The organism is Nocardioides cremeus, assembly GCF_030518195.1.
GTDB classification, from domain to species: Bacteria; Actinomycetota; Actinomycetes; order Propionibacteriales; family Nocardioidaceae; genus Nocardioides; species Nocardioides cremeus.
In genome coordinates this window covers 1-332 of sequence record NZ_JAULSC010000136.1, presented here as the reverse complement: position 1 = coordinate 332, position 332 = coordinate 1, and the positions used below count along the sequence as shown (strand labels likewise).

Annotated in this window: 1 rRNA gene; it reads right to left on the bottom strand. The window is 45.5% G+C overall.

Annotation, left to right across the window (positions count from 1 at the left end):
* Positions 1-100: 100 nt before the first annotated feature.
* Positions 101-219: ribosomal RNA gene (rrf, locus tag QWJ41_RS20935) — 5S ribosomal RNA — on the bottom strand.
* Between the last annotated feature and the right edge of the window lie 113 nt (positions 220-332).

Here is a 332-nt window from a genome sequence, read left to right as displayed (position 1 = left end):
ATGGAGTTTAGATCGAAGTCCAGGTTGCGTTAGCAAGGATGCCTAGGCCCATGCCCACGTGACAGGCGAAGTGGGCAAAAATAAAAAGTTGCAAAACAAAAACATACGACAGCGGGTATTCGCCAGTGGTCACCCACCTGACTACTAATCCGCCGATTAACTGCTTAAGTACGGAAGATCAAACGGGTTTCCCTGGGCCAGAAATCTATGGACGTATGTGCTAGAAAAGTAAAATTAATCGAATTTGATAATCAAGTACTATGCAGCGTACTATGAGCTAGGCTGCCTTGTTCAAGGTGTTGAGCGCGGCTACGCTAAGAGTGTTATTGATA